Raw genomic sequence first — 234 nt, forward strand, 5'->3', positions numbered from 1 at the left:
GTTGCACGTTGAACCGCTTTATTACGGCTATGTCGACACAATCGACCACGTGCGCGACGAACGTTCGATGAAACTTGTGATCCATATCGAGACTTCAGCGCTCGATAATCACAAGGATGGATACCGTTCGGCATCTCATGAAGATCAGCAGATCGTCTCTCCCGGCGACCGCTTCTTCCAATACGCCTCTCTGGTGAAAACCGAGAAGCACGAAATCACTATGTGACCCCTCAT

At 50.4% G+C, this 234-nt stretch carries 1 protein-coding gene; it reads left to right on the top strand.

Going from position 1 to position 234, the window contains the following annotated elements:
• The coding region (locus SB822_RS61150) for a hypothetical protein (RefSeq protein ID WP_410859665.1) at window positions 1–226 on the top strand (226 nt) is incomplete at its 5' end.
• Between the last annotated feature and the right edge of the window lie 8 nt (window positions 227–234).

It is taken from the genome of Paraburkholderia sp. SIMBA_054 (genome assembly GCF_046534875.1).
GTDB lineage: Bacteria > Pseudomonadota > Gammaproteobacteria > Burkholderiales > Burkholderiaceae > Paraburkholderia > Paraburkholderia hospita.